This window comes from Curtobacterium pusillum, assembly GCF_007673235.1.
GTDB classification, from domain to species: Bacteria; Actinomycetota; Actinomycetes; order Actinomycetales; family Microbacteriaceae; genus Curtobacterium; species Curtobacterium pusillum_C.
Window position 1 is genome coordinate 103,327 of sequence record NZ_VDZH01000002.1, and the last position, 22,690, is coordinate 126,016.

At 72.8% G+C, this 22,690-nt stretch carries 27 protein-coding genes; 12 read left to right on the plus strand and 15 right to left on the minus strand.

The window, feature by feature from the left end; genetic code table 11:
• Positions 1 to 227: 227 nt before the first annotated feature.
• Positions 228 to 1,496, minus strand: coding sequence for an MFS transporter (locus FS532_RS05135; RefSeq protein WP_186321921.1), 1,269 nt, complete (start codon positions 1,494 to 1,496; stop codon positions 228 to 230).
• A gap of 203 nt (positions 1,497 to 1,699) precedes the next feature.
• Here FS532_RS05135 and FS532_RS05140 point away from each other — a divergent pair, with 203 nt between their 5' ends.
• Positions 1,700 to 2,038, plus strand: a complete 339-nt coding sequence (locus tag FS532_RS05140) for a YciI family protein (RefSeq protein WP_144751061.1) — start codon at positions 1,700 to 1,702, stop codon at positions 2,036 to 2,038.
• Here the strand turns inward: FS532_RS05140 and FS532_RS05145 are convergent.
• Positions 1,944 to 3,188 (minus strand): MFS transporter, encoded by a 1,245-nt coding sequence (locus FS532_RS05145; RefSeq protein ID WP_144751063.1) that lies wholly within the window; start codon positions 3,186 to 3,188, stop codon positions 1,944 to 1,946. The two genes, FS532_RS05140 and FS532_RS05145, sit on opposite strands and share 95 nt — an antisense overlap.
• 23 nt (positions 3,189 to 3,211) lie before the next feature.
• Here FS532_RS05145 and FS532_RS05150 point away from each other — a divergent pair, with 23 nt between their 5' ends.
• Entirely contained in the window at positions 3,212 to 3,808 is a 597-nt protein-coding gene (locus FS532_RS05150; RefSeq protein WP_144751065.1) for a TetR/AcrR family transcriptional regulator, read from the plus strand.
• Here FS532_RS05150 and FS532_RS05155 read toward each other — a convergent pair.
• Positions 3,759 to 4,388, minus strand: a complete 630-nt coding sequence (locus FS532_RS05155; RefSeq protein ID WP_144751067.1) for a LysE family translocator — start codon at positions 4,386 to 4,388, stop codon at positions 3,759 to 3,761. The two genes, FS532_RS05150 and FS532_RS05155, sit on opposite strands and share 50 nt — an antisense overlap.
• Before the next feature lie 83 nt (positions 4,389 to 4,471).
• On the opposite strand from FS532_RS05155, the gene FS532_RS05160 reads away from it, so the two are divergent.
• Together FS532_RS05160 and FS532_RS05165 are read left to right on the plus strand one after the other, a co-directional pair.
• Complete coding sequence (locus tag FS532_RS05160; protein ID WP_079236983.1) at positions 4,472 to 4,927, plus strand: Lrp/AsnC family transcriptional regulator; 456 nt, start codon at positions 4,472 to 4,474, stop codon at positions 4,925 to 4,927.
• Positions 4,924 to 5,817 (plus strand): alpha/beta hydrolase, encoded by an 894-nt coding sequence (locus tag FS532_RS05165; protein ID WP_144751069.1) that lies wholly within the window; start codon positions 4,924 to 4,926, stop codon positions 5,815 to 5,817. Before FS532_RS05160 ends, FS532_RS05165 begins: the two co-directional genes overlap by 4 nt.
• Before the next feature lie 89 nt (positions 5,818 to 5,906).
• Here FS532_RS05165 and FS532_RS05170 read toward each other — a convergent pair whose 3' ends face one another.
• Positions 5,907 to 6,389 carry an ATP-dependent zinc protease family protein gene (locus tag FS532_RS05170; RefSeq protein ID WP_144751070.1) on the minus strand — a complete coding sequence of 161 codons (483 nt, stop codon included), beginning with the start codon at positions 6,387 to 6,389 and terminating at the stop codon, positions 5,907 to 5,909.
• A 90-nt stretch (positions 6,390 to 6,479) separates the two neighbouring features.
• On the opposite strand from FS532_RS05170, the gene rimK reads away from it, so the two are divergent.
• The 4 genes from rimK (at position 6,480) to FS532_RS05190 (ending at position 12,556) form a co-directional block, all read left to right on the plus strand.
• Positions 6,480 to 7,673 carry a 30S ribosomal protein S6--L-glutamate ligase gene (gene rimK / locus FS532_RS05175; RefSeq protein WP_144751073.1) on the plus strand — a complete coding sequence of 398 codons (1,194 nt, stop codon included), beginning with the start codon at positions 6,480 to 6,482 and terminating at the stop codon, positions 7,671 to 7,673.
• A gap of 67 nt (positions 7,674 to 7,740) precedes the next feature.
• Positions 7,741 to 8,814 (plus strand): 3-oxoacyl-ACP synthase III, encoded by a 1,074-nt coding sequence (locus tag FS532_RS05180; RefSeq protein ID WP_079239036.1) that lies wholly within the window; start codon positions 7,741 to 7,743, stop codon positions 8,812 to 8,814.
• Positions 8,811 to 11,588 carry an alpha/beta fold hydrolase gene (locus FS532_RS05185; protein WP_260852571.1) on the plus strand — a complete coding sequence of 926 codons (2,778 nt, stop codon included), beginning with the start codon at positions 8,811 to 8,813 and terminating at the stop codon, positions 11,586 to 11,588. Before FS532_RS05180 ends, FS532_RS05185 begins: the two co-directional genes overlap by 4 nt.
• Positions 11,585 to 12,556, plus strand: coding sequence for an NAD-dependent epimerase/dehydratase family protein (locus tag FS532_RS05190; protein WP_144751075.1), 972 nt, complete (start codon positions 11,585 to 11,587; stop codon positions 12,554 to 12,556). The genes FS532_RS05185 and FS532_RS05190 overlap by 4 nt, the downstream gene beginning before the upstream one ends.
• 140 nt (positions 12,557 to 12,696) lie before the next feature.
• Here FS532_RS05190 and FS532_RS19015 read toward each other — a convergent pair whose 3' ends face one another.
• The 11 genes from FS532_RS19015 to FS532_RS05250 all read right to left on the minus strand — a co-directional run bounded on the left by FS532_RS19015 (position 12,697) and on the right by FS532_RS05250 (position 18,736).
• Positions 12,697 to 13,290, minus strand: coding sequence for a gamma-glutamylcyclotransferase family protein (locus FS532_RS19015; RefSeq protein WP_260852572.1), 594 nt, complete (start codon positions 13,288 to 13,290; stop codon positions 12,697 to 12,699).
• 83 nt (positions 13,291 to 13,373) lie between these two features.
• Entirely contained in the window at positions 13,374 to 13,565 is a 192-nt protein-coding gene (locus FS532_RS05200; RefSeq protein WP_144751077.1) for a hypothetical protein, read from the minus strand.
• Between the two features lie 39 nt (positions 13,566 to 13,604).
• Positions 13,605 to 14,021: an MFS transporter permease gene (locus FS532_RS05205; protein ID WP_144751079.1), complete on the minus strand. Its 417-nt coding sequence runs from the start codon at positions 14,019 to 14,021 to the stop codon at positions 13,605 to 13,607.
• Complete coding sequence (locus FS532_RS05210; RefSeq protein ID WP_186321922.1) at positions 14,018 to 14,944, minus strand: Asp23/Gls24 family envelope stress response protein; 927 nt, start codon at positions 14,942 to 14,944, stop codon at positions 14,018 to 14,020. The genes FS532_RS05205 and FS532_RS05210 overlap by 4 nt, the downstream gene beginning before the upstream one ends.
• Before the next feature lie 76 nt (positions 14,945 to 15,020).
• Positions 15,021 to 15,194 (minus strand): CsbD family protein, encoded by a 174-nt coding sequence (locus FS532_RS05215; protein ID WP_144751083.1) that lies wholly within the window; start codon positions 15,192 to 15,194, stop codon positions 15,021 to 15,023.
• 88 nt (positions 15,195 to 15,282) lie between these two features.
• Positions 15,283 to 15,846 carry an FtsX-like permease family protein gene (locus FS532_RS18635; protein ID WP_186321923.1) on the minus strand — a complete coding sequence of 188 codons (564 nt, stop codon included), beginning with the start codon at positions 15,844 to 15,846 and terminating at the stop codon, positions 15,283 to 15,285.
• Complete coding sequence (locus tag FS532_RS05230; protein ID WP_144751089.1) at positions 15,843 to 16,418, minus strand: DUF6286 domain-containing protein; 576 nt, start codon at positions 16,416 to 16,418, stop codon at positions 15,843 to 15,845. The genes FS532_RS18635 and FS532_RS05230 overlap by 4 nt, the downstream gene beginning before the upstream one ends.
• A gap of 9 nt (positions 16,419 to 16,427) precedes the next feature.
• Positions 16,428 to 16,742, minus strand: a complete 315-nt coding sequence (locus FS532_RS05235) for a hypothetical protein (RefSeq protein WP_144751091.1) — start codon at positions 16,740 to 16,742, stop codon at positions 16,428 to 16,430.
• On the minus strand, positions 16,739 to 16,930 hold the full coding sequence (locus FS532_RS05240; RefSeq protein ID WP_123291766.1) for a DUF2273 domain-containing protein: 192 nt from the start codon (positions 16,928 to 16,930) through the stop codon (positions 16,739 to 16,741). Before FS532_RS05240 ends, FS532_RS05235 begins: the two co-directional genes overlap by 4 nt.
• Positions 16,927 to 17,388 (minus strand): Asp23/Gls24 family envelope stress response protein, encoded by a 462-nt coding sequence (locus tag FS532_RS05245; RefSeq protein ID WP_144751093.1) that lies wholly within the window; start codon positions 17,386 to 17,388, stop codon positions 16,927 to 16,929. The genes FS532_RS05240 and FS532_RS05245 overlap by 4 nt, the downstream gene beginning before the upstream one ends.
• Positions 17,389 to 17,548: 160 nt before the next feature.
• Positions 17,549 to 18,736: a helix-turn-helix transcriptional regulator gene (locus FS532_RS05250; RefSeq protein ID WP_144751095.1), complete on the minus strand. Its 1,188-nt coding sequence runs from the start codon at positions 18,734 to 18,736 to the stop codon at positions 17,549 to 17,551.
• 81 nt (positions 18,737 to 18,817) lie between these two features.
• Between FS532_RS05250 and FS532_RS05255 the strand changes: the two genes are divergently transcribed.
• Genes FS532_RS05255 through FS532_RS05270 form a run of 4 tightly spaced genes read left to right on the plus strand, consistent with a single transcriptional unit; the run spans position 18,818 to position 22,617 of the window.
• A complete protein-coding gene (locus tag FS532_RS05255) occupies positions 18,818 to 19,108 on the plus strand; it encodes a metal-sensitive transcriptional regulator (RefSeq protein ID WP_079239032.1) in 291 nt (96 codons plus the stop codon).
• A gap of 29 nt (positions 19,109 to 19,137) precedes the next feature.
• Positions 19,138 to 19,356 carry a heavy-metal-associated domain-containing protein gene (locus FS532_RS05260; RefSeq protein WP_260852573.1) on the plus strand — a complete coding sequence of 73 codons (219 nt, stop codon included), beginning with the start codon at positions 19,138 to 19,140 and terminating at the stop codon, positions 19,354 to 19,356.
• Positions 19,353 to 21,590, plus strand: a complete 2,238-nt coding sequence (locus tag FS532_RS05265; protein WP_144751096.1) for a heavy metal translocating P-type ATPase — start codon at positions 19,353 to 19,355, stop codon at positions 21,588 to 21,590. Before FS532_RS05260 ends, FS532_RS05265 begins: the two co-directional genes overlap by 4 nt.
• Before the next feature lie 16 nt (positions 21,591 to 21,606).
• Entirely contained in the window at positions 21,607 to 22,617 is a 1,011-nt protein-coding gene (locus tag FS532_RS05270) for a nitronate monooxygenase (protein WP_144751098.1), read from the plus strand.
• Positions 22,618 to 22,690 lie beyond the last annotated feature (73 nt).

Below are 22,690 nucleotides of genomic sequence, written 5' to 3' on the forward strand. Positions count from 1 at the left end.
GGCGGGGGGGGGGGGGGCGGGCCGCAGCCCGCCCCGCCCCCCCCCCCCCCCCTCCAGTCCAGAGCCGCGCTCGCGCGCCGAGACGGGTGACGTTCCTTCCCATCCCGACCGCGGTGGGAAGCGGAATCGCGCGTACCTGGTCAGAAGAAACTGCTCCCTACGCGCGGTTCGGCCTCCTGTGCGCGGTTCTGCCCACCACGCGCGGAACGGCCGCGGGCGTGACGACGTCAGCCGTCAGCGTCCGCGGCCGTCGCGATGCGTACCCGGGCCGGCAGGCTCGCCACCGCGGCCCGCCACACCCAGGCGGCCGCCGCGAACACCACGGCGGTCAGCAGCCAGAGCGCCCACGGCACGTCGGTGTCGAGCAACGCGAGCGACAGGGGGAACAGCGCCATGCCCACCGAGCTCGCGGTCTGGAACACCCCGATCGCCCGGCCACGGATCCGGGGGTGCGGCGCCTCGGCCATCACGGCGTTCGCGGCCGGCAACGCGATCATGTCCGCCACAGCCAGCAGCACCGCCACGAGGAACACGTACGACCAGGCGGCGACCCCCTCCAGCGGCGGCAGGACGATGAGCGGCACGGCGGTGAGTCCGGTCAGCGCGGCCCCGACCGCGACGAGCACCCCGCGGTCGAAGCCGGCGACCCACCGCGTCACCGAGGTCTGCAGGCAGGCGGCGAGCCCGGTCGCGATCGCGAACTGCACGGGAGCCACGGCCGCGGGCATGTGCCAGCGCTCGACGAACAGCACGCTGAGCGCGACGTTCGGCAGCACCATCGCCGGCCCGATCAGGAACTGCCCGAGCGTGATCAGCCGCATCGAGCGGTCGGCGGCGAACTCCCGGAGCGACCCGGTCCGGACGTCGTCGAGGTCCCGCGGCTGCGGTGCGGTCGACCGGGTGCCGCCCGTCCGCTGCGAGGCGAACACGACTGCTGCGGCGACGCTCGTCACGACGTTCGCGACCACGAGCCAGCGCAGCCCGTCGTGGCCGCCGCCCGCGAGCGTCAGGGCGGCGATGATCGCGCCGGTGCCCAGGGCCGCAGCCTTCGTGGCCTCGAGGAAGGCGAACCACCGCTCGAACGGCCGGCCGTCGGACAGGTCGTGCACGTACGCCGTCCACGACGTCCAGTAGAGCCGTTCGGACGCGTTCGCGAGGAAGATCGCCGCGAACACCACCACCGGGTCGTGGGCGACGAGGTACAGCGTGAACCCGGCTGCGGACAACAGGTTGTTGGTGATCATCGACGCCTTCGCGCCGAACCGGTCGGTGACCACCCCGCCGAGCAACCCGATCGGCAGCGCGAGCAGCGACGCGGCGGTCGACAGCACGCCGATCACCGCCAGCGAGAGGTTGGTCGTCAGGGTGAAGTAGACGATCGTCAGCGGCAGCGTGAGGCCGGCGCCGATGGTGTCGACGAGGACCGCGAACGTGACGAAGCGGTGCTCGGCGAGCGTGGAGAACGGAGCCCGGAAACGGGCGCGGATGGAGAACACGGGAGACCCTCGGTGTCGTCGCACGGCGTCGGTGCCGCGCGGGCGTACAGGAAGCGCGCGGACGGGTGGTCCGCGTGGAGGGGGAGCCGGCTCTGGTGCCGGCTCAGCGCTTCGTTGCCATGACTCCGCTGTCGTCGGGATCGGGTGTTCGCCGTCACGCTACCGCAGGAGTAGCCTCCCGCCAACGGAGCAGGGGAGAGACCATGCAGTTCCTCGTCAACGTCATCGACGACGGGCAGGCCGAAGCCGCCGGTCGGACCGAGTCCGCGTCCCAGGCCGAGATGGACGCGGTCGACGCGCTCAACCAGCGCCTCGGGGACTCGGTCGTCATCGCCGCCGGGGTGTCCGCGCCCGCCGACGCCGTCGTGGTCGACGCCCGCGGTGGCGGAGCGACCACGACGCCGGGGCTGCTCGGCGACCCCGCGGAGTTCGTCGCCGGGTTCTGGGTCATGGAGCTGCCGGATGCCGAGACCGCCCTGCGCGTCGCGAACGAGGCGTCGGTGGCGTGCAACCGGAAGATCGAGCTGCGGCCGCTCCGCTGACGACCGGCCCGAGGGCTGCGCCGACCGCGGTCACCACGGCCCCGGCGATGAACGCCACCACCGTGCCGACCGATCCGACGAGTGCACCTGCGAGGGCAGCGCCCGCGGCCTGGCCGAGCACGAGCGCAACGAAGAGCACCGAGGTACCCGCCGCCGCCTGGTCGGGGTCGATCTCGGTCGTCCACGTGATGAGCGCCCCGGTCGCCGCCGTGTAGCCCCAGCCGAACACCGCGCACGCCAGCAGCGCGGCCACGGTCGACTGCGGCCAGACACCGAGGACGACGACGGTCACCGCCACGGCACCGGTCGTCGCCGTCCAGGTCGTCGCCGCACGGAGACGGCTCGTCCACCGTGCCGTCAGCACCACGGCTGCGCCACCGATGCCGAGCGCGATCCACGCCGAGACGGAGGCCGCGACCGGGGCGCCGGCGTCGACGAGGGTCGAGCGACCGTAGGTCCACACGACCGCCGAACCTGCGCCGAACAGCAGGGCGAGGGAGATCACCCCGCGGTGCGCGAGGACCCACGCGCGGTCCGGGCGTCGTGCGGGCGCGGCGGGCTGCGTACGTCCGCCGCCGCCGCCGCCACCGTCACCGCGGCTCGCCGCGAGCAGGACGCCGCCGACCACCAACGCGAACACCCCTGAGACCGCCCACGCCGCACGCCAGTCCGGCAGGAGCACGAGCGCGAGCACTCCCGCACCCACGAGGCCGGGCCCGGTACCCGCGTTGACGATCGACTGCGCCCGTCCCTGCACGGCCTCCGGCACCTGTTGGGCGACGAGCCGCACGAGTGCGGGCGAGGCGAGCCCCGCCCCCGCGGACCCGATCACCGAAGACACCCCGAACACCGTCGAGTCCGGAGCGGTCGCCATCCCGAGCGCGCCCGCTCCGCCCACGATCGCGGCAGCGAGCACGAGGACCCGCGGCACCCGTGCGGCGAGCAGGAACCCGACGAGCGCGCCGACGCAGTAGAGCACCGACGCACCCGAGGAGATCCACCCGGCGGCACCGGAGGAGAGCCCGAGGTCGCGCTGCACGTCGGGCAGGAACAGCCCGTACGCCAGCCGGACGAGGCCGTAGGTCGCGGCGATGAGTCCGAGCCCGCTGACCAGGAAGACTCGCTGTCGTAACGAAAACGATCGTTTCACTTTTGAGAGCCTAGGGTGCTCTCATGGCGATGCGTCCAGGAACCGAGCAGAAGCTCCTCGACGCCGCCGAGGAACTCTTCTTCACCCGTGGCATCGCGGCGACGCCCATCGACGCCGTGCTCGAGCGTGCGGGGATCTCCAGCGCCACGCTCTACCGCGGGTACGCGAGCAAGGAGTCCCTCGTCGCAGCGGCACTCGGACGGCGGCACGACGACTGGCTCGCCACGTGGGACCGGACCATCGACGCGGCACGGGACGACCGGGGTCGGTTGCTCGCCGTGTTCGACGCCCTCGACGCCTACCGGTCGACCGCCGCGGGGTCGCGGTGGTGTGCGTTCCTCGGGGCCGCGGCCGAGTACGTCGACGCCCCGGAGGACGTGCGCACGGTGCTCGACCTGGAGACCGGGACCCTGCATCGCCGACTGGCCGAACTCGCGGCACCCGTGGTCGGGGACCGGTCCGCGGTGCTCGCCGACCAGCTGCTGCTCGTGGTGTCCGGGTACCTCGCGATGCGGCTGCGCGACCCCGGCCTCGGTACCGGGACGGCGCGGTCGATCGCCGGTGCCCTCATCACCGGAGGTGCGGGAGCACCTGCTCGGCCAGCAGTCCGAGGCCGATGAGCACCATCAGCACGCCGGAGACCTTCGTCACGACGAGGCTCGCCCGCGGACGCGACCGCAGGATCCGCCGTGCGGCCAGGGCGACGAGCAGGTAGACCACCGCGCAGTCGATGAGGTGCAGGCTGCCGAGCACCCCCATCTGCACCGGGGCCGGCCAGCCCCCGGGTGACACGAACTGCGGCAGGAGCGCGAGGAGCAGCAGCACGCCCTTCGGGTTGATGCCGCTCACCCCGGCGCCACGGAGGAACCGCGACCGCGCGCTCGTCCCGAGCGGCCGATCGCTCGCCGCGACCACGGTGCCGGTCCGGGCGACCAGCGTGCTGACGCCGAGGTACAGCAGGTACGCGGCACCCGCCACGGTCAGGATCGTGAGGGCCGCCGGGTACTCGGTCACCAGGGCGCCGATCCCGAGCGCCACGACCACGACGACCACCACGTAGCCGCTCACCATGCCGAGGATCGACGGCACCACGGACCGCGGCTGGAGTCCCGCCGCGATGGCGTACGCCCAGTCGGCTCCGGGTGTCAGTGCGAGCAGGAGCGCCACCGTCCAGAACTGCAGCATGAGGGTCAGGTCCACAGCCCGAGACGCTACGGACAATCGGGCGGAATGTGCTCCGGTTCTTCCGCGCGACACTCGGTTCTTCTGCAATGATCGCCGCCATGGACGCACTCGACCGGGAGATCCTCTCACTGCTGCAGCACGATGGCCGGATGAGTGCCACCGACCTGGCGTCCGAGGTCGGGCTGAGCCTGTCGTCCTGCCACCGGCGGTTGAAGGCGCTCGAGCAGTCCGGCGCCATCGAGCGGTACCGCGCCGTCGTCTCACCGGAGGCCGTGGGGCTGCACTTCGAGGCGATCGTCTTCGCGACCCTCGGCCGCACCGACCTCGAGACGATCGGCGGGTTCGAGGAGCGGGTCCGCGCGATGCCGAACGTGGTGGAGGCGCAGCGGTTGTTCGGCGACCCGGACTACCTCCTGCGGGTCCTCACACGCGACCTCGCCGCGTACCAGGAGTTCTACGACACCGAACTCGGTACCTTGCCGGGTGTGCAGCGGATCTCCTCGACCCTCGTGATGAAGCGCGTGACCTCGGACGGCACGGTGCCCCTCGCATGACCGGCTCGCGCGCGGCCCGGATCACTCGTCGGTCCCTCCTCGTCGGCGGTGCCGCCGTGGTGGTCGCGGGTGCCGCGGCCGAGGCGGTGAACCTGCGTCTCCTGCCCGGCCGGTCGACGATGTACCGGGTGCTCGGGCTCGACGGCCCGGCCGGCACCGTCCCCGACGTCGCCCCCGTCCCGTCGAGCTCGGGATCGTTCGTCTCGTCCGCGCGGAGGGGCAGGACCGTCGGCTGGACGATCGCCGCGCCGGACGCCGACGGACCCCTGCCGATCGCGGTGGCCCTGCACGGGTACGGCGACGACCACGCGGACTTCTTCGGCTCCCACCTCGGGTACGACCGGTTCCTCGCCGCGCACGTGGCTGCCGGAGGTGCACCCTTCGCGATCGCCGCGGTCGACGGCGGCAATCGCTACTGGCACCGGCGTGCGGACGGCGACGACCCCGCCGCGATGGTCGTCGACGAGTTCCTGCCGCTGCTCGCGCGTCGCGGGTTCGACACCGCGCGCCTGGCGTTCACCGGGTACTCGATGGGCGGGTACGGCGCGCTCCACCTCGCGGGCGTGGTCGGCTCCGCGCGCGTGCGGGCGGTCTCCGCGATCAGCCCTGCGCTCTGGACGTCGGCGGGCGACACCGCGCGCGGCGCGTTCGACGACGCGGAGGACTTCCGTGCGAACACCGTCCTCGGGCGCCAACGCTCGCTCGACGGCATCGCGGTCCGGGTCGACTGCGGGACCGGTGACGGGTTCGAGCCGGCGGTCCGGACGTACGTCGACGGTTTCTCGACCGCGCCGGCCGGTGGGTTCGAGCCGGGCGGCCACACGACCGCCTACTGGCGGCGCATGGCGCCGCAGCAGCTCACCTTCCTCGCGCGCCACCTGCGGTCCTGACCCGCGTCGACGGCGGCCTGGAGGCGCGTGGCGGGCCCGCACCGCGCCTCCAGGCCGTCACATGGTCATCTCGGCAGCGTTGCCCGACGTCAGGCGCGCCCGCGGTTGCGGCGCCGGATCTCCTTCGGCGCCCGACCGGCCATGAACGACCGAGCGGGGTCGACGAGGAAGCCCTGCCGCAGGGCCTCGCGTCCGACGAGCATCCGGAAACCCATCTGGTCGCGGTTGCTCAGCGTGACCTCGGCGTCGAAGACACGCCCGGCGAGGGTCATCTTCGTGAGGATGACGATCCGCTCCTGGGTGTGGCCGGTCGAGCTCCGGACGATGCGTCGATCGTGCACGTCGCACTCGATCGTGACCGCGTCGGCATCGGTGTCCTGCCAGGGGTGCACCGAGAAGCGGACGCGGTCGCCGGGGAGTTCCTCGAGGTCGAACGCGTGGAGTGCCGAGCTGCGGGCGCCGGTGTCGAGCTTGACCTTGATCCAGGGGATGTCGAGGTCCGGCAGCGCCGCCCACTCCCGCCACCCGGCGACGACGAGACCGCCGTTCGGGGACTTCGGTGTTCGGGCCATGTGCCCATCCTGTCGCATGCTCGGACCGGGCGTCCGCATGCTTTGATGGAGCGTCGCCGTCGATACCGAACACCCAGCGGAGCACCCCCGATGAAACTCGCCATCCTGTCGCGTGCCCCGCACGCGTACTCGACGGAGCGCCTGCGGGCCGCCGCGATCGACCGCGGGCACGAGGTCAAGGTGCTGAACACCCTGCGGTTCGCGATCGACCTGACCGGGGACGACCCCGACCTGCAGTACCGGGGCAAGCTGCTCTCCGACTACGACGCCGTCCTGCCGCGCATCGGCAACTCGATCACCTACTACGGCACCGCCGTGGTGCGGCAGTTCGAGCAGATGGACGTGTACACGCCGAACACCGCGAACGGCATCACGAACTCCCGGGACAAGCTCCGGGCGAACCAGATCCTGTCCCGGCACGACATCGGCATGCCCGCGACGACGTTCGTGAACGGCCGCGCCGACGTCCGCGGGGCGATCGAGCGGGTCGGTGGAGCACCGGTCGTGATCAAGCTGCTCGAGGGCACGCAGGGCATCGGCGTGATCCTGGCCCCCGAGGCGAAGGTCGCCGAGTCGATCGTCGAGACGCTGCACTCGACGAAGCAGAACGTCCTCATCCAGAGCTTCATCTCGGAGAGCCGCGGCAAGGACATCCGAGCGCTCGTCGTCGGCGACCGGGTCGTGGCGGCGATGCGTCGGAGTGCGTCCGGCGACGAGTTCCGGTCGAACGTGCACCGCGGTGGGACGGTCGAGAAGGTCACGCTGACGCCCGAGTACGAAGAGGCCGCCGTCCGGTCGGCGCAGATCATGGGCCTGCGGGTCGCCGGCGTCGACATGCTCGAGGGCAACGAGGGGCCCCTCGTGATGGAGGTCAACTCGTCGCCGGGCCTGGAGGGCATCGAGCGCGCCACGGGCCTCGACATCGCCGGCGCGATCATCGACTTCATCGCGAACCAGGTCGCCTTCCCGGAGATCGACGTCCGGCAGCGGCTGTCGGTGTCGACGGGGTACGGCGTCGCCGAGCTGCTCGTGCACACCAACGCGGACCTGGTGGGCAAGACCATCAAGGAGTCGGGTCTCTGGGACCGCGACATCACCGTCCTCACGCTGCACCGGGGCTCCGGCGTCATCCCGAACCCGCGGAGCGGAGTCGCCCTGGAACCGGGCGACCGGCTGCTCTGCTTCGGCAAGCTCGAGGAGATGCGGTCGATGATCCCGGAGCGGCGGAAGCGCCGCGCCAAGCTCCGGAAACTGCCGAAGGAACCCCGCCAGACCGACGCGTGAACCCGCCGTACAGCGCATCCGGATCGCGTACCCAGGCCGGATGCGGAAGTATGTGTCGGTGACGATCATGACGGAACGGCCGGTCGACCAGGCGACGAGCAGCGAAACGGAACGGCCCGGCAACGCCACGGCCAAGCACGACAACGTCGCGCTGCTCTCCGTCGCGACCACCGTGGCCGAGCGGGTGACCACCTCGGCCGACATCGAGGAGAAGCTCCGCGGCGTGCTCCGCCGCCTGCGCCTGCCGATGGGTCTGCTCGAACGCGTGGCCGGGGTCAAGGAGCGTCGCAACTGGGGCGAGGGGCAGTCCTTCCAGGACGCCGCCATCGACGCCGGTCGTCGCGCCATGGCCGAGGCGGGCATCCGCCCCGAGGACGTCGGCCTGCTCATCAACACGTCGGTGACGCGCCCGCACCTGGAGCCGAGCGTCGCCGTGCGCCTGCACCACGGGCTCGGTCTGCCGTCGTCGGCGATCAACTTCGACATCGCGAACGCGTGCCTCGGGTTCGTCAACGCGATGAGCGTCGCCGCGGGCATGATCGACTCCGGCCAGATCAAGTACGCGCTCGTGGTGGACGGCGAGGACGCCGACCAGGTGCAGCTCAACACGATCGAGCGCCTGAACCAGGGCGGCCGGAACCGCAAGGACTTCATGAGCGAGTTCGCCAGCCTGACGCTCGGCTCCGGTGCTGCCGCGGCCGTGCTCGGCCCGGCGGACGCGCACCCGGGCGGACACCGGATCGTCGGCGGCGTCACCCGTGCGGCGACCCAGTGGTACGACCTCTGCGTCGGCAGCGTCGACGGCATGTTCACCGACGCCAAGATGCTGCTCAAGGGCGGCATGGAACTCGTGGTGGCCGCCTGGAACGAGGCCCGTGCGCACTTCGACTGGGCCGACATGGACCGGTACGTGCTGCACCAGGTCTCCGACGTGCACACGAACGCCTTCGTCGAGGCCATCGGCGTCCCGCGTGACAAGGTCCCCACGACGTACGAGCGCTTCGGCAACGTCGGCCCGGCGTCGATCCCGATCACCCTCGCCGACGAGGTCGCCCGCGGGTCGATCCGCCCCGGTGACCGCGTCTTCCTCGGTGGTGTCGGCTCCGGTATCAACACGGCGATGATGGAGCTCCGCTGGTGACAGCCGGGTTGCCCCGCGTCGCCGCGAGCACCGCTCCGGCCACGCAGCCGCCCTCCCTGCCCGGACTCGACCCCGCGTGGTCGCGTCTGGTCACGGTGCCCGAGTGGTCTGGAGACCGTCCTGGAGGCACGGATCGCGCCGCGCGCACCTGGCACCTCCTCGACACGGCCGGCTCCCTGGCCGCGCTCGGCGCGGAACCGGTCGGGACGCTGCTGTGCGTGCACGGCAACCCGACCTGGTCGTACCTGTGGCGGTCGGTGCTCCGCACCTCGCTCGAGGTCGCCGCCGCCGGCGGTCCCGCCTGGCGCGTCATCGCGGTCGACCAGCTCGACATGGGTTTCTCGGAGCGCACCGGGGTCCAGCGGGGGCTGCCGCAGCGCGTCGCCGACCTGGGCGCCCTGACCGAGGAACTCGGACTGACCGGACCCGTCGTCACCCTCGGCCACGACTGGGGCGGCGTGGTGTCGCTCGGGTGGGCGGTCGACCACCCGGACCTCGTGGTGGGCGTCACGACGTGCAACACCGCCGTGCACCAGCCCGACGACGCCCCGATCCCCGCGCCCTTGCGCCTCGCTCTCCGCCCCCAGCTGCTCGGCCGGGCGACCGTCGTGACGCCGGCGTTCCTCGAGACGACGCTCGCGATCGCGCACCCGCGGCTCGACCGTCCTGTCGCCGACGCGTACCGGGCGCCGTACCGCGGTGGTGCCCGACGTGGTGGTGTCGGTGGCTTCGTGGCGGACATCCCCGTCGACGCGGCACACCCGAGTGCACCCGAGCTCGACCGGATCGCCGCGGGGGTCGCGGCGCTCGAGGTCCCCGCGCTGCTGATGTGGGGGCCGCGTGACCCGGTGTTCCTCGAGCGGTACCTCGACGACCTCGCCGAGCGGCTGCCCCAGGCCGACGTGCACCGCTTCGAGGGCGCCGGGCACCTGCTGCCGGATGACGCCGACGTCGCCGGGACGGTGTTCGACTGGCTCGGCGACCACCTGCCGAACGGCCACGCGCCCGCCGGAGCCGAGCAGTCCCTCCAGGCACGGCCGTCACCCCGCTGGCGCGGTGCGCCGGAACCGGCTGGTGGGGCCCACCTCCAGTCCGACGACAGCGACCACATCGCCGACGCGAGCCGCCCGCTCTGGGCGGCACTGGACGACCTGCGCGACAGCGACGAGGCCTCGCTCGTCGAGATGGCCGCCGCTGGCGGCCCCCGCACCGTGTCGTGGCGACTGCTCGCCCGACGGGTGGAGGAGATCGCGGCGGGACTCGTCGACCTCGGTGTCCGTCCGGGCGACCGCGTCTCGTTGCTCGTGACGCCCGGTGCCGACCTGACCGCCGTCCTGTACGCGTGCGTGCGGATCGGTGCGGTCGTCGTCGTGGCCGATGCCGGGCTCGGCCTGCGCGGGCTGACCCGTGCCGTCCGCGGTGCCCGACCCGACTGGATCATCGGTGTGCTGCCGGGTCTGGGTGCCGCCCGCGCGCTCGGTTGGCCCGGTCGACGCATCGCGACCGTGGCGCTGCCCGCGCCCGCGCGTCGTGCGCTGCGGGTGGAACACACGCTCGTCGACGTCGCCCGTCGGGGTGCCCGTCGCCTCGCGCACGGTTCTGCCCTGCCCGAGGCCCCGTCGTCCGACGCGCCCGCCGCCGTGCTCTTCACGTCGGGGTCGACCGGTCCGGCGAAGGGCGTCGTGTACACGCACGGGCAGCTCGGTGCCGTCCGCGACGCCCTTGCCACCCAGTACGACATCGGTGTCGGCACCGGACTCGTCGCCGGCTTCGCGCCGTTCGCACTGCTCGGCCCCGCGCTCGGCGCCCGGTCGGTCGCACCCGACATGGACGTCACCGCACCGCGGACCCTCACGGCGACGGCCGTGGCGGCGTCCGTGACCGCAGCCGACGCGACGGTCGTGTTCCTGTCGCCCGCTGCACTGGCGAACGTCGTCGCCACCGCGTCCGCGCTCACCGAGGCCGATCGTGCTGCGCTCGGTCGGGTGCGACTGTTCCTGTCGGCGGGTGCTCCCGTGTCGGCCGCGCTGCTCACTGCGGCGACGGAACTCATGCCGAACGCGAGCGCGCACACCCCCTACGGCATGACCGAGGGACTGCTCATGACCGACGTCGACCTGGACGGCGTGCAGGCCGCCGGCGCCTCGGACCAGGAGGGCATCTGCGTCGGGGTCCCGGCGGCGAACGTCCGGGTGCGGATCGCACCGCTCGACGGTTCCGGGGAGCCGACCGGTGCGCTGACGGACGTACCAGGCGTCACCGGCGAGATCGTCGTGGCCGCGCCGCACGTCCGGGAGCGCTACGACCGGCTCTGGCGGCAGAACCGGCTCTCCCGACTCGGCGTGGAGGACCCTCGCGGGCACCGCACCGGCGACGTCGGGCACCTGGACGACTCCGGGCGGCTCTGGGTCGAGGGTCGTCTGCAGCACGTGCTCACCACGCCGGACGGTGTCGTGACGCCGGTCGGTCCCGAGCAGCGCATCGAACGCGTCGACGGTGTCGGTCGTGCGGGGCTCGCGGGCATCGGGCCGAGCGGGACGCAGCAGGCCGTCGCCGTCGTGGAGACGACCGGTGGTCGCGCCGCACGACGACCCGCGCTCGCTTCGCCCGCGTTGGCGGGAGCCGTGCGGGCAGCCGCCGGGATCCCGCTCGCCGCGGTGCTCGTCGTGCCCGTGCTGCCGACCGACATCCGGCACAACTCGAAGGTCGACCGGGCGAGGTTGTCCCGGTGGGCGGCCTCGGTGCTGTCGGGCGGACGGATGGTCCGGCCGTGAGGGTCCTCGTCACCGGCGCCAGCGGGTTCCTCGGCCGGGCGACCGCTGTCGCCGTGCGCGACGCCGGGCACGAGGTCCGGACGTTCCAGCGCCGTCCGTCGGGAGTGTCCGGGGTCTCCGACGTCCTCGGCACGATGACCGACGGCGCCGCGGTCGCCCGTGCTGTGGCCGAGACGGACGCCATCGTCCACCTCGCCGCGAAGGTCTCCCTCGCCGGCGACCCCGCTGACTTCGCCCGCGTGAACGTCGACGGGACCCGGACGCTCGTCGACGCTGCGCGTGCGGCGGGAGTCGGCCGGTTCGTGTTCGTGTCCTCGCCGTCGGTCGCGCACACCGGTTCGTCCCTCGTGGGCGCCGGTGCCGGGCCCGCCGAACCCGCGCGTGCCCGCGGGGACTACGCCCGCACGAAGGCCGCCGCGGAACTCGTCGCCCTCGGCGCGGACGCCCCGGGCTTCGCGGTCGTCGCGGTCCGCCCGCACCTGGTGTGGGGGCCGGGCGACACGCAACTCGTCGGCCGGATCGTCAACCGTGCGCGGAAGGGCCGGCTGCCGCTGCTCGACTCCGGCGCAGCGCTCATCGACACGCTCTACGTCGACAACGCGGCGTCCGCGATGGTGGCGGCCCTGGTGCACGCCGCCGACGACGATGTGCATGGGAACGCGTACGTCGTGACGAACGGTGAACCCCGCCCCGTCGGTGACCTGCTCGCCGGCATCTGCACCGCGTCCGGGGTGCCGGCGCCGCGGGTGCACGTGCCCGCCGGGGTCGCCCGGGTCGCCGGGGCGGTCGTCGAGGCCGTGTGGCGTGTGCGTCCGGGGGAGGACGAACCGCCGATGACGCGGTTCCTCGCCGAGCAGCTGTCGACGGCGCACTGGTTCGACCAGCGTCGGACCCGGCAGGACCTGCAGTGGGCGCCCGCGGTGTCGATCGACGAGGGCCTGGCGCGCTTGGCGGCGGCCGCGCGCTGAGGCTGCTGCGACCCCACTTTCGCGCTGAGCGACAGTTCTCGGACGCTCCGCCCCGAGAAGTGTCGCTGAGCCCGAGTCTCGCGACCCGGCGCCCGAGTCTCGCGCCCCGGTGGCCGAGTCTCGGTCACAGGCGCCGACGGTCAGGCGTCCTCGGCGGCCACGTAGACCCACGCCGTCGTGCCGGAGGCCAGGCGGACCTCGATCCGCTGGTAGTCCGCGACCTCGTAGTCGTCGACCGCGCGGAGGTGCCACTCGTACCCGAGCGTCAGGACCGAGCCCTCGACGACGTCACTCGACGAACCGCGTCGGAGGATCGGGTGCCGGTCGGACCCGCTCGTCCGGATGACGTCCGGGTCGGTGATCCTCACCCAGTCGAGTCGCCACCCCGGCAGTCCGTCCGGTTCGGTCGGCACGTGCTCGCCGAACAGCGACTCCTGCACGAGCGGCTGGCGGAGCGTCCCGTACGAGAACACTCGGTGCGTGGGGCTGACGACGGCAGCGGGGCGCTCGACCGGCTCACGGCTGATGGCCGGCGACGCGGTCCACACGAGCGCACCCGCGAGCCCCGTGAGGCCGAGGTGCAGCAGCCCGACGACACCGAGCACGCTGCCCCAGATGACACCCGAGTCGTCCGTGCGCCCGACGACGAGCCCGATGATCCCGACGACGAGGCAGACCAGCGCGAACGCGCCGAGACCGAGGACCCAGCGCTGGCCGGGCGAGAGACGCTTCACGTCGCGAGGGTAGCGGACTGGAGGCGCGGATCACGCGAGCCGACCGGCTCACGTGACACGTGCCTCCAGTCCGTCACGCGGCGTCAGCGCCCGCTGCGGGCGGCCTTCGCGATCTTCTTGCCGAGCTTCTTGCGGCCCTTGCGAGCACGCGGGTCGTTCCAGATCCGACGAGCGGTCTCGGCCTTGGAGGTCTTGATCACCGGGCGGTTGGCGCGGGAGCCGAACCAGAACCCGATGAGGACGACGGCCCCGATGACGATGATGCGGTTGCGCATGTGGAACTCCTTCGTTGGTGGTGCACGTGGTCCGGCGGGTCAGCCGGTGAAGCGTTGCCAGAGCTCCGTGACGATGGGCCAGACGTCGCCCGCGCGGTCCGCAGATCCCACCGCGACCAGGACGACCGGGACGGCGGTGACCGCCAGGCTCACCAGGACCGCGAGCACGACGGCGATCGAGGCCGTGGTGGTGTGCCGACGCGTGAACGCGAGGAGCAGGAGCCCGAGCACGACGACTGCTCCGAGCAGTGCGGCGACGGTGACGCGGAGGAACGGGAAGGGCACGAGCCCCGCCGTGGTGGCCGTCACGCCACCGAGGAACCCGACGAGGGGGAGGAACACGCCGAGCACGGTGCCGACGACCAGGACGATGCCGATCCCGCCCGCGATCCAGACGCCGCGCGGGCGGGGCCGACGGACCTTCGTCCGTCGGTTGCCCGACCACGCGGTCGTCACGGTCGGTCCTGCCGCTCGACGGCTTCGGCCGAGCGTGCTGCGGACTCCGCGGCGTCCTCCGCTGCGTCCGCTGCGTCGCCGGCAGCGTCCGCTGCTGCCGCGGCACGGTCGGCCGGCACCGCGGCCGTGGCCGCGTCCCGGGCACCGGCGGCGGCGTCCCTCGCGGACTCCGCCGCGTCGGCGGCGAGCTCGGACGACCGGGCGAGGGCCCCGGCGGCGGCGTCGTCCAGCCGGTCGGTGGTCTCGGCTGCGCCGTCGACCACGCGCTTCGCAGCGTCGGCCGTGGCGTCGGCCGCCTGACGGGTGACGTCCGCGGTGGCCTCAGCAGTGCGCTTCGTCGCGTCCGCGGTGGCCGTCGCGGCGCGCTTCGTGGCGTCGCTGGTGGCCTCGGCGGCCTGCTTGACGGCGTCCCCAGTGGTGCTCGCGGCCTGCTTGACCGCGTCGCTCGTGGCGGTCGCCGCCTGCTTGACGGCATCACCCGTCGCCTCGGCGGCACGACCGAGCGGCGAGGGCTCGTCGTCGAACGGGCCGTGCACGTCGAGCACCCGGACGTCGACGGTCGTCGGGAGGTCCGACACCTGCCTGGTGGCCGCGGACACCTGCTTGCGTACCTCGTCGGCGACCGCGATCACCGGGTGCGGGTAGCTGACGATGACGGAGACCTGCACGCCGAGCGCGCCGTCGTCCTCGTCGACCTGGACCCCGGCGGTGCCCGCGCTCCGGCCGAGTTGCTTGCGAAGCTGGTCGGCAGCTCGGGCGGCGATCCCGCCGAGGTGGTGCACGCCGGGCACGGCCAGAGCGGTCTCCGCCGCGGTCCGCGCGACGATCGTCACGGTGCTCGCGTCGTCGGGCAGCGGCTCCGTGAGCTCCGCGGGCAGGGTCACCTCGGTGACCTGCGTGTGCGCGTTCGGGTCGTGCTGCATGGTTCCTCCTCGTTCGGTTCCGCCGGAACGCATCGGGGCACCCGACTCGCGGGTGCCCCGACACGGTTCGAGGGTCTTACTTCTTGAAGACGTCCTTGACGTCCTCGCCGGTCTGCTTGACGCTCGCAGAGGCCTGGTCGGTCTTGCCCTCGGCGACCTTCTGGTCGTCACCGGTCGCCTTGCCGACGGCCTCCTTCGCCTTCCCGGCGAGGTCCTGAGCAGCGTTCTTGATCTTGTCGTCGAGTCCCATGACGGGTCCTTTCGTCGGTCGGGCGTGCGCCCGGTGGATGGTGCGGTGGTGGGCCGGGAGGCCCGGGGTCGCGTCCGGCTGACGGCTGTCAGCGGACGCGGGTCGGCTTCGCGAGCGCCGAACGGGTTCCGCCGGTCAGGTGCACCAGGACGGGCACCTGCCGACCGAGGGTCCGGTCGAGCACGGAGACGGCACGGTCGACGGCATCGAGGACGGTGACGGCGTCACCACCGCGGCGAACCGCGACCCGGATCCGTGCGGCACGCTGCCGACGGACGAGGTAGGTGTCGACCCGGGAGCCGACGACGTCACGGACACCGGCGAGCTCGTGCTCGACGACGTCACGGACGAGGGCGACGTTCACGGTCACGGCATCGTCGCCCGTGCGCTCCCGGACGGCGACGGACGTGCCGCCCCCACCGCGGGTGGTCGCCCACACGAGGGCGAGCACGATGACGACGAGGCAGACGCCGGCGACGATCCACAGCGACGACGCGGGGACGTCGAGGCTCCGGGGGATGTCGACGTAGGGGTCGATGGCGTCACGGACGGCGGGCAGGACGCCCGCGCCGATGACGAGGCCGACCACGATCGCGACGAGTCCGAGGACGAAGAGGATGATCCGGTTGAGGGTCCGGTTGCTCTTGGTCATGCGAGGGTTCCCTTCTCCTCGACCCGGACGCGGACGCGCTGGCCGAAGCGTTCGTCGAGCCCGCTGAGGCGCGCGCGGACGGCGTCACGGACGACGTCCTCGTCGACGGGGACACCCGTGACGGGGACCACGCGGACGTCGGTCCGGCGGCCACGGGCGGTCGCCGAGGCGTTGCCCTCCGGGACACCCGCTGCCGATCCGGCTGCGTTGGCCGCGGTGGAGGCGACGATGCGGGTGTCGATGATGACGGCCCCGCGGTCGTGCTGGACGACCGAGCGGTGCTGCCGACCGGGCTTGAGGGCCAGGACGACGAGGACGACCCCGAGGACCACGAGCACGACGGCGATGACCTCGGCGATCGTGACGAACGCGGCGTCCGGCCGGAGTGCGGCGTCGACCGCGGTCTGCGGGTCGGCGAGGAGCGGAGGCCGCCCGATCGCCCGCAGGACCGATTCGGTGCCGATCCAGGCGGCCACCAGGGCGAGCACCACGAGCGACACCGCCACTGCGGTCGAGCGGGAGCGGTGCACGCTCCGACGGCGGATGCGTCGTTCGACGGAACCGTTGCTCATGATGGCCTCCTAGCGGATCCGGGTCTCGCGCTCGCGCACGATCCCCGTCAGTTCAATGTGGGCGCTACCGACGCGGCGGCCGGTGAGTTCGCTGACGCGGACCTTGACCGTGTCGGCGACCTGTCCCGCGTGGGCGACGAGGTCGTCGTGCGCGGCAATCGGGCCGGTGATGTCGAGGGAGATCGCCCCCGCGGCGTCGCCGAGCCCGACCCGCACCCGCTTGGCGGGGGCGCCGAGCCCTTCGGCTGCGACGGCCCGCGCCAGCGAGGTCAGCGCGCGAGCAGTGATCTCGACGCGGCCCGGGACGTCCGGGCCGGCGTTCACCGGGAGCTCCGGCGCCCGGTCAGCACGTCGGTCAGGGCACCGCGGTCGATCTTGCCGGTGGCGAGCGCGGCCACGAGGGCCCCGATCGCACCGAAGACGATGACCAGGACGAAGCCCCAGAAGCCGAACTGCAGTGCGACGACGGCGAGGACTGCGCCGATGAGGGCGCCGATCAGTGTGTTGCTCATGCGACTCGCGCTTCCTTCTTCTCGTCGTCCTTGTCGTCGTCGTCGCCCGGGATGAAGACGTCCTGGACGGTCACGTTGACCTCGGCGACCTCCATGCCGACGATCTGCTCGAGGGCACGTGCGACGCTGCTGCGGACGCCGTCGGCGACCTGCTGGAGCGAGACCGGGTACTCGGCGACGATGACGATGTCCGCGGCGACCTGCTTCTCGCCGACCTCGACCTTGACACCCTGACCGAAGTCGCGCTGGCCGATCGCGTCGCGGAGCGCACCGATTGCACGGGCTGCACCGCCACCGAGCGAGTGCACGCCGTTGACCTCGCGTGCGGCGATGCCGGCGACCTTCGACACGACGGTGTCGTCGATGACGGTCTTGCCGGTGACGCCGCCGGTGGAGGTGTTGCTGGTCATGCCGCGGGGCGCGGTGGCGGCCGGGGTGGTGGTCGTGGTGTCAGCCATGTTCGTTCCTTCCGATGACCCGCCGGGCGTTCCCAGCGGTTGCTGTTCACGGATGAGACGGGGCTCACCTGACGTTCGTCACACCCGGTCATCCGGATTCAGGAACTTTCCAGGGACACCGACCGATGCCAGTGTTTCCGTACCCCGGAGGGTGGCTGCGTCAGCCGCGGTCGCCGGAACCGTCTGCTGCGTTGCGTGTGGACGCACCACGGATCGACCGCACGGCCGCCATCGGGGACTCGCCCCGTTCCTCCAGGAAGAGCTGCTGGAGGCGTCTCGGGCGCACGCCCGCGGCGTCGGCGACCGCCTGCAGGGTCAGGTCCTCGTCGAGGTGTTCCTCGATGAACGCGACGGCCCGTCGGAGCCGCCACGATGCCCTACCCGGCCGGGCGGCGCGCGCGGACCGGAGCGTCGTGGCGGGGTCCTCGCCGAACCGGTCGCGGTACGCGACGGCGAGGCGGCCGTGGTTCGAGAAGCCCCAGCGCTCGGCGATCACGGCGACGGTGTCGGCCCCTTCGGCGTGCAGGAGCTCGCGGCGGACGCGGTCGAGGCGGTGGTCCCGCAGGAACCGGTGCGGGCTGGAGTCGAGCGTCCGTGCGAAGACGTCCTGCAGGCCGCGCTGGCTGAGCCCGCACGCCGCGGCGATCTCGGGGACCGACGGCCGCTCGGCGGCGTGCTCCTCGATGAACCGCACGGCGTCGCGCAGCCGGTTCGCGACCGGCACGTCGGTGCCGCGGTTCCGGATCGGGAACGTGTCGAGCACGACGATCGCCAGCCGCCGGTTGAGTGCCGTGCGCATCCGACCGACCACGCGGTCGTCGACGAGCATCGGGCCGATCTCGCCGATGAGGTGCCGGAGGGGCTCGTGCCGGGCGACGGCCTCGTCCTGCTGGTCGAAGAGCAGCGGGCCGTCCGGCAGGCGGAAGCCGAGGTCACGACCGACCTCACGGAGGAACCGGTCGGCGACGTGCACGCCGTTGTAGACGGTCCCGGTCGACTCGAAGCGGTACGCCTCGGACGCCGAAGCGATGTACGGGCTCCCGGGTTCGACCAGGCGGGAACGGTCGGCGAAGTGCATCTCGAGCCGGCCCCTGGTCAGCCAGAACACCACGTGGTCGTCCCGGGCGCCGATCACCCCGCCGCGTCGGCCACCCTCGGCGCGCATGGTCCGCAGCGTCAGGTCGTCGTCGCCGATCACCGTGTACTCGTACCGGGCGTCCTCGGTCGCGAACGTCTCCGAGGCGAAGTCGGAGCCGTGGTACTCCGCCTCGAAGATGGCGGAGTAGTCGGATCCGTCGGCGTCGGTGAACCGCAGTCTGCGGAAGCCGTTCGTCGCCGCCTCGGTCATGCGCGCATCCTCCCACGGTTGCGCATCTCGTGCGAAGGAATACCCTAGGGGGGTACCGTATTGAACTCGACGGAGGCCAGCATGCACGAACACGTCGGCTACATCGGCGACAAGGACGACCTGCTCAAGCGACTCCGTCGTGCCGAGGGACAGGTGCGCGGCATCGCGCGCATGGTCGAGGACGAGACCTACTGCATCGACGTCCTCACCCAGATCTCGGCGGCGAACCGGGCGCTGGAACGCGTCGCGCTGTCGCTGCTCGAGGACCACCTGAAGCACTGCGTCGCCGAAGCCGTTGCCGAGGGCGGCGACGCAGCCGACGAGAAGGTCCGCGAAGCCAGCGAGGCGATCGCCCGGCTCGTCCGCTCCTGACCCCCATCCGCATCCAGAAGGGAACCACCGTGAACACCGAACTCCTGCTCGTCGAGGGCATGACCTGCGAACACTGCGTGATGAGCGTCACCGAGGAACTCAACGAGGTCGACGGTGTGTCCGGCGTCACCGTGCAGCTCGTGCCTGGAGGTCGTTCCGAGGTCACCGTCACGTCGGACGGCCCCGTCCCCGCCGACGCCCTCCGCGGTGCCGTGACCGAGGCCGGGTACGAGGTCGTCCGGTCATGACCGACGGTGCCGTCGAGCTCGACATCACGGGGATGACCTGCGCCTCGTGCGCGAACCGCATCGAACGGAAGCTCGGCAAGCTCCCCGGCGTCACCGCGACGGTGAACTACGCCACCGAGAAGGCCACCGTCTCCGGTAGCTCGGACACCGGGGCCCTCATCGCCGCCGTGGAGTCGGCCGGGTACGGCGCCTCCGTGCCCGCACCGCCGGCATCGTCCTCGCCGTCCTCGGACGACGCCGCCGGCGACCGCACCGACGACCCGTCCGCCCCGCTCCGGCAGCGCCTGGTCGTCTCGGCGGTCCTCGCGGTGCCCGTCGTCGTGCTGTCGATGGTGCCCGTGCTGCAGTTCCCGAACTGGCAGTGGCTGGCCCTCGCGCTCGCCGCACCCGTCGCGGTGTGGGGTGCGCTGCCGTTCCACCGCGCCGCGTGGGTGAACGCCCGGCACGGCGCTGCGACGATGGACACCCTCGTGAGCGTCGGCGTCCTCGCCGCGTTCGGGTGGTCGCTGTACGCGCTGTTCCTCGGCGACGCCGGGATGCCCGGCATGCACATGACGTTCTCGTGGTTCGCGACCGACCCCGAGGCGAGCGACCTGTACCTCGAGGTGGCCTCCGCCGTCACGGTGCTCATCCTCGCCGGGCGGTACATGGAGGCCCGCGCGAAGCAGCAGTCCGGCGCCGCACTCCGTGCCCTGCTCGAACTCGGGGCGAAGGACGCCACCGTGCTGCGCGGGACGATCGAGACCCGCGTGCCGGCTGCCTCGCTCGTCGTCGGCGACGTGGTCGTCGTCCGCCCGGGGGAGCGGATCCCGAGCGACGGCACCGTGCGCGAGGGTTCCTCCGCCGTCGACCTCAGCATGCTCACCGGCGAGTCCGTCCCCGTCGAGGTCCGCCCCGGCGACGCCGTGACGGGCGCCACGATCAACGTCGGCGGACGGCTCGTCGTCACGATCACCCGCGTCGGCGCCGACACCGAACTCGCACGCATGGGCCGGCTCATCGAGGACGCCCAGACCGGGAAGGCCGAGGTCCAGCGCCTCGCCGACCGGGTCTCCGGGATCTTCGTGCCGATCGTCATCGGCCTCGCCGTCCTGGCCTTCGTCGGCTGGCTCGTGTTCGGCGGTTCCCTGACCGCCGCGTTCACCGCCGCCGTCGCGACGCTCATCATCGCCTGCCCCTGTGCGCTCGGTCTGGCGACGCCGACGGCACTCCTGGTCGGGACCGGGCGCGGGTCGCAGCTCGGCATCCTGATCGGCGGGCCCCAGGTGCTCGAGCAGACCCGCGGCGTCGACACGATCGTCCTCGACAAGACCGGCACCGTCACCACCGGGTCGATGACCTTCCGCTCGGTGACCGGCACGCCGGACGCCGACGACGACACCGTGCTGCGGCTCGCGGCGGCCGTGGAGGACGGTTCGGAGCACCCCGTCGCCCGTGCGGTCGTCCAGGCGGCGCGTGCACGTGGTCTCGACGTGTCCGAAGCCGACCAGTTCACCGCGACCCCCGGTGCCGGCGTCCAGGCAGTCGTGGACGGCGACGTCGTGCTCGTCGGCACGGTCCGGTGGCTCGTCGACGCGTGGTCGATCACCGTCCCCGCCGGGGTGTCGGACGCCGTCGACGCTGCCGAGGCGGAGGGCGGCACCGCGGTGGTCGTCGCGCGCAACGGATCCGCACTCGGCGTCGTCGTGGTCGGCGACACGGTGAAGCCCGAGGCCGCCGACGCGGTGCGTCGCTTCGTCGACCTCGGGCTGCGCCCCGTCCTGCTCACCGGCGACAACGAGGGAGCCGCCCGTGCGGTGGCGTCCGCGGTGGGCATCGACGAGGTGCACGCCCGTGCCACCCCGGCCTCGAAGCTCGACACCGTGCGCCGGCTGCAGGCCGAGGGGCGGAGCGTGGCGATGGTCGGGGACGGCGTGAACGACGCCGCGGCCCTCGCCGCGGCCGACCTCGGCATCGCGATGGGGGCCGGCACGGACGCGGCGATCGCGGCGAGCGACATCACGGTGGTCAGCGGCCGCCTGACGGTCGTGGCCGAGGCGATCCGGTTGTCCCGGGCCACGCTGCGCACCATCAAGGGGAACCTGTTCTGGGCGTTCGCGTACAACGTGGCAGCGATCCCGCTCGCGATGGCGGGGCTGCTCAACCCGGTGCTCGCCGGCGCGGCGATGGCGTTCTCGTCGGTCTTCGTCGTGACGAACAGCCTGCGGCTCCGCCGCTTCACGCCGCTCCCCTGACGGGCAGGATGGGGACATGGTGCAGCTGCCAGGGGTCCTCGGTTCCGTCGGGTCCGTGCACGTCGCGCCGATGGCCGGAGGCCCGAGCACGCCGGCCCTGGTCACGGCCGCGGCGCGAGCGGGTTCGTTCGCGCAGCTGGCGGGCGGGTACGGGACGGCGGAGTCCCTCGCCGCCGAGATCGCCGCGGTCCGGGCAGCGGGGACCTCGGCGTTCGGCGTGAACCTCTTCGTGCCGAACCCGGTGCCGATCAGTGATGCCGACTACGACCACTACCGATCGCTCCTCGCGGACGAGCCCGGCGCCACCGCGGTGGCCAAGCGCGAGGACGACGATGCCTGGGACGCGAAGGTCGCCCTGCTGCTCGAAGACCCCGTGCCCGTCGTGTCGTTCACGTTCGGGCTGCCCGACGCCGCGACCGTGCAGGCGTTCCGGCGGCGCGGCACGGTCACCGTCCAGTCGGTGACGGACCCCGACGAGGCGCGGCGGGCCGAGCACCTCGGTGTCGACGCCCTCGTCGTCCAGGGCATCGCCGCGGGCGGCCACTCCGCGGTGCTCGACCCCGCGCGGGTGCTCGTCGACCGACCGTTGCCCGACCTGGTGCGGGCCGTCGTGGCCGCGACCGCGCTGCCCGTCGTGGCCGCGGGCGGGATCGGCACCCGTGACGACGTCGCCGCCGCGCTCGCCGCCGGTGCGAGCGCCACCGCCGTCGGCACGTTCGTGCTCCGCACCGAGGAGGCCGGCACGAGCGACACCCACCGCCGCGCGCTCGCCGACCCGACGTTCCGGGAGACTGCGCTCACCCGGGCGTTCACCGGCCGGCCGGCGCGGGCGCTCGTGAACGACTTCGTCCGTGCGCACACCGACGCACCACTCGGCTACCCGGCGCTGCACCACCTCACGAAGCCGATCCGGAGCGCGGCCGCTGCCGCCCACGACCCGCAGCAACTGCACCTCTGGGCCGGACGCGCCTGGCGCGACGCACCCACCGGATCCGTCGCGGACGCACTCGCCACGCTGCTCGGGTGACGCGCGGAGCGAACGCACCCCGTGCCTCCAGTCCGGCTCGTTCCTTCCCATCGCACGCGACGTGGAAAGCGGG